Source organism: Pseudomonas sp. (genome assembly GCF_017744435.1).
In the GTDB taxonomy this organism is placed as follows: Bacteria; Pseudomonadota; Gammaproteobacteria; order Pseudomonadales; family Pseudomonadaceae; genus Aquipseudomonas.
Window position 1 is genome coordinate 1 of record NZ_JAGIBG010000066.1, and the last position, 4,535, is coordinate 4,535.

The following is a 4,535-nucleotide window of genomic DNA, read 5'->3' on the forward strand; positions in this document are numbered from 1 at the left end:
AAAAACTGCTGAAGCGGGCTGGCGAGCAGCACTGACTATCGTTGTGGCCTGCACCGGCCCCTTCGCGGGCACGCCCGCTCCCACAGGAATCGCATATTCCCTGTGGGAGCGGGCGTGCCCGCGAAGGGGCCGGTGCAGGCCACAACGATAGTCAGTGCTGCTCGCCAGCCCGCTTCAGCAGTTTTTTGCAGCGCTCCGACAGGTGCACCACACGCAGGTGCTTGCCGGCCTTGGCATAACGCTCACGCAAGGTCTTCAACGCCGCAATCGCCGAATAATCGACAAAGCTCAGATGCTGGCAATCGAGGGTGACCTTGGCCGGGTCATTGGCGGGGTCGAACTGATTGAGAAACGGCGTGGTCGAGGCAAAGAACAGCGTGCCATGCACCTGGTAATGCTTGCCCCCTTCCCCATCCTCGTGGCTGTCGGCGTACAGCTCGCGGGCATGCTGCCAGGCAAAGTTCACTGCCGCGATGACGATACCGAACAGCACCGCCGTGGCCAGGTCGGTGAACACCGTCACCACGGTCACCGCGATGATCGCCAGCACATCGCTCACCGGCACCTTGTGCAGCACCCGCAGCGAGGCCCAGGCAAAGGTCTGCTGGGCCACCACGAACATCACCCCGACCAGCGCCGCCAGCGGAATGCGCTCGATCAGCGGCGACAGGAACAGCACGAACAGCAGGATCATCACCCCGGCCACCACGCCCGACAACCGGCCGCGGCCGTTGGAGCTGAGGTTGATCACGGTCTGGCCGATCATCGCGCAGCCACCCATGCCACCGCACAGGCCGGAGATCATGTTGGCCGCCCCCAGGGCCACGCACTCGCGGTCCGGGTAGCCACGGCTCTCGGTGATTTCATCGGTCAGGTTGAGGGTCAGCAGGGTTTCCAGCAGGCCGACCATGGCCATCAGCACCGCGTAAGGGGCGATGATCTTCAGGGTTTCCAGGTTCCACGGCACCTGCGGCAGGGCCGGCTGTGGCAGGCCGCCGGCAATGTGCGCCATGTCGCCGAGGGTGCGCGTCGGCAGGTCAAGCAGGTACACCAGCACGCCAACCCCGAGGATCGCCACCAGTGCCGGTGGCACCGCACGAGTCAACTTCGGCAGCACGTAGACCACCAGCATGGTCAGCGCCACCAGGCCGATCATCAGGTACAGCGGCGCGCCGCTGAGCCAGTGCTCACCGTCCTTGAAGTGCTCGAGCTGGGCCATGGCGATGACGATCGCCAGGCCGTTGACGAAGCCGAGCATCACCGGGTACGGCACCAGCCGCACCAGCTTGCCCAGGCGCAGCAGGCCGAACAGGATCATCACCACCCCGCCCAGCAGCACCGTGGCCAGCAGGTATTGCACCCCGTGTTGCACCACCAGGGCGACGATCACCACCGCCATGGAACCTGCGGCACCGGAGATCATCCCCGGGCGGCCGCCGAACAACGCCGTCAGGGTGCAGATGATGAAGGCGCCATACAGCCCCATCAATGGGTTGAGGTGGGCTACCAGGGCGAAGGCGATGCACTCGGGCACCAGGGCGAACGAAGTGGTCAGGCCGGCGAGCAGGTCGGCGCGTAGTCGGGCGGGTTTCATGGGCATCCTGTGGTGCGGTCCGGGCGGACAGTACGGAAAAACAAGGGGCGCGATGTTACGGAATTTGTCTGACAGCGGCCACCGCACAGGCAAGGCTTTTATCCTCAATTATCCGGCGAACCATTATTTATAGTTCGCCGGATAATTGAGGATAAAAGCCTTGCCGGAAGCGACCCGCGCTGTGATCCAGGCCCGGCAAAACCATGACAAATTTGCCATCATGTTGATTCCACCTGCGGAGATCATGGACATGCCGCTACGCCCCCTCTTCACTGCCCTGCTGCTGGCCGCCAGCCTCACCGCCCAGGCCGCCACCGAAGTGGTGCCCCTGCAGCATCGCAGCAGCGCCGAACTGCTGCCTGCCGCCCAGGCCTTCATTGGCCGCGACGGCACGGTCAGCGCCTTCGAGAACAAGCTGATCGTCAATGCCAGCCCCGAGCGCATCGACGACCTGCGCGCCCTGCTGCAACAGCTGGACACCGCCCCAAAACGCCTGCTGATCAGCGTCGACAACAATGACAGCAACTACCAGGACAACCGCGGCGATGGCCAGGTCATCCGCTACGGCACCAGCAACCGCGACGGCGGTTTGCAGCAAATCCAGGCCAGCGAAGGCCAACCCGCGCTGATCCAGATCGGCCAGAGCATCCCGATTACCAGCACCAGCACCGATGGCTACGGACGCATCCAGAGCAACACCGAATACCGCAATGTGACCCAGGGTTTCTACGTCACGCCGAGCCTGAGCGGCGACACGGTTCGTCTGCAAATAAGCACCAATAATGACCGAATGAGCCAGGAACGTGCCGATGTAGTGAAAGTGCAAAGTACCGACACGACAATCAGTGGAAGGCTCGGTGAGTGGATCACCCTGGCCGGCTACAACCAGCAGAGCCAAGCCGAGCGCAACCCCTCAAGCCGCACCTACAGCACGCAACGGGGCGAAAACATGACTGTGCGCGTCAAAGTCGACCTTCTGGACTGACCTCAGGCAATTCAAGGCCTCGACCAAAGGCCTTGAAACTGACCGCCAGGTCGCACTAGACCAAAGATGTAGTAAGTAGAAAAAAGCACTACAAAACCGTTGACAGGGTCTTTTTCCCAAGGGCATGATGGCCTCGCTCCCGCTAATCAGGGGCCCTGGCAAGGGCCTTCGAGGCGTACTCCTCCCACCCCCGGAGGCACCTCGTGTCTATACGGCCCACAAGGCGGTTCGACGGGATTGCGACTGCAACGAAGAAGTTGTCCCGAGGGACGGAAGCGCATCACCGCAGTTCTGGCAATCGCGTAGCACCGCAGCAAGGCAACCACGAGCCGACCTGCCGGAGCACTCCTGCGCCTGACCTGCACCTCCTTCCCCTTCGAGCCTTCGCGTTCGCCGCCGCACTCCCCCGGACAGGACAGCCGCCAGGTCCCTGATCGGCCCCGAGCATCAGCACAATTAACCCAAGATCGATGCGACGAGGTTTATTTCCATGGCACTGACACGCGAACAGCAAATTGCAGCCCTCGAGAAAGACTGGGCCGAGAACCCGCGCTGGAAAGGCGTGACCCGTACCTACACCGCCGCTGATGTCGTTCGCCTGCGTGGCTCCGTGCAACCTGAGCACACCTTTGCCCGCCAGGGTGCAGAAAAACTGTGGAAGCTGGTCACCGAAGGTGCCCACCCATCCTTCCGCCCAGAAAAAGATTTCGTCAACTGCATGGGCGCCCTGACCGGTGGCCAGGCAGTGCAGCAGGTCAAGGCCGGCATCCAGGCCATCTACCTGTCTGGCTGGCAAGTGGCCGCCGACAACAACTCGGCCGAGTCCATGTACCCTGACCAGTCGCTGTATCCGGTCGACTCGGTACCGACCGTGGTCAAGCGCATCAACAACGCGTTCCGCCGCGCCGACCAGATCCAGTGGAAAGCCGGCAAGAACCCAGGTGACGACGGCTACATCGACTACTTCGCGCCGATCGTGGCCGACGCCGAAGCCGGTTTCGGCGGCGTGCTGAACGCCTACGAACTGATGAAGAACATGATCGAAGCGGGCGCCGCCGGCGTGCACTTCGAAGACCAGCTGGCCTCGGTGAAAAAATGCGGCCACATGGGTGGCAAGGTACTGGTACCGACCCAGGAAGCCGTGCAGAAGCTGGTGGCCGCGCGCCTGGCTGCCGACGTATCGGGTGTGCCGACCATCATCCTGGCCCGTACCGACGCCAACGCCGCTGACCTGCTGACCAGCGACTGCGACCCGTACGACCAGCCATTCGTGATCGGCGAGCGTACCCGTGAAGGCTTCTACAAGGTGCGTGCCGGCCTCGACCAGGCCATCGCCCGCGGCCTGGCCTACGCCCCATACGCCGACCTGATCTGGTGCGAGACCGCCAAGCCGGACCTGGACGAAGCCCGTCGCTTCGCCGAAGCCATCAAGAAGGAGTACCCGGACCAGATCCTGTCGTACAACTGCTCGCCTTCCTTCAACTGGAAGAAGAACCTGGACGACGCGACCATTGCCAAGTTCCAGCGCGAGCTGTCGGCCATGGGCTACAAGCACCAGTTCATCACCCTGGCCGGCATCCACAACATGTGGCACGGCATGTTCAACCTGGCGCACGACTACGCCCGCAACGACATGACCGCCTACGTGAAGCTGCAGGAGCAGGAATTCGCCGACGCCAGCAAGGGTTACACCTTCGTGGCGCACCAGCAGGAAGTCGGCACCGGCTACTTCGACGATATGACCACCGTGATCCAGGGTGGCGCTTCGTCGGTGACTGCACTGACCGGTTCGACCGAGGAAGAGCAGTTCCACTGATAGTGGGTTGCTGACCGAGGCCCGGGGCTTGCGAAAGCCCCGGGCTTTTCTTTTTCCTGTACCGGCCCTTTCGCGGGCACGCCCGCTCCCACAGGAACTGCGCACAGTTCGAAGGCTGTGGTGATCCTGTGGGAGCGGGC

The 4,535-nt window shown here is 62.9% G+C and carries 3 protein-coding genes; 2 read left to right on the forward strand and 1 reads right to left on the reverse strand.

Annotation, left to right across the window (positions count from 1 at the left end; all coding sequences use genetic code 11):
* Nucleotides 1-151: 151 nt before the first annotated feature.
* The gene (locus tag J7573_RS25475; protein WP_294341333.1) at nt 152-1,594 is read right to left on the reverse strand and encodes a SulP family inorganic anion transporter; all 1,443 of its coding nucleotides are present in this window, start codon (nt 1,592-1,594) and stop codon (nt 152-154) included.
* 220 nt (nt 1,595-1,814) lie between these two features.
* On the opposite strand from J7573_RS25475, the gene J7573_RS25480 reads away from it, so the two are divergent.
* Nucleotides 1,815-2,579: a secretin N-terminal domain-containing protein gene (locus J7573_RS25480; RefSeq protein ID WP_294341335.1), complete on the forward strand. Its 765-nt coding sequence runs from the start codon at nt 1,815-1,817 to the stop codon at nt 2,577-2,579.
* A 490-nt stretch (nt 2,580-3,069) separates the two neighbouring features.
* Nucleotides 3,070-4,395 carry an isocitrate lyase gene (gene aceA, locus J7573_RS25485; protein WP_054913919.1) on the forward strand — a complete coding sequence of 442 codons (1,326 nt, stop codon included), beginning with the start codon at nt 3,070-3,072 and terminating at the stop codon, nt 4,393-4,395.
* Nucleotides 4,396-4,535 lie beyond the last annotated feature (140 nt).

What these genes read in the sequence shown, in the direction of transcription:
- J7573_RS25475 (WP_294341333.1), bottom strand. Translation starts at nt 1,594, where the DNA reads ATGAAACCCGCCCGACTACGCGCCGACCTGCTCGCCGGCCTGACCACT.
- aceA (WP_054913919.1), top strand. Translation starts at nt 3,070, where the DNA reads ATGGCACTGACACGCGAACAGCAAATTGCAGCCCTCGAGAAAGACTGG.
- J7573_RS25480 (WP_294341335.1), top strand. Translation starts at nt 1,815, where the DNA reads ATGTTGATTCCACCTGCGGAGATCATGGACATGCCGCTACGCCCCCTC.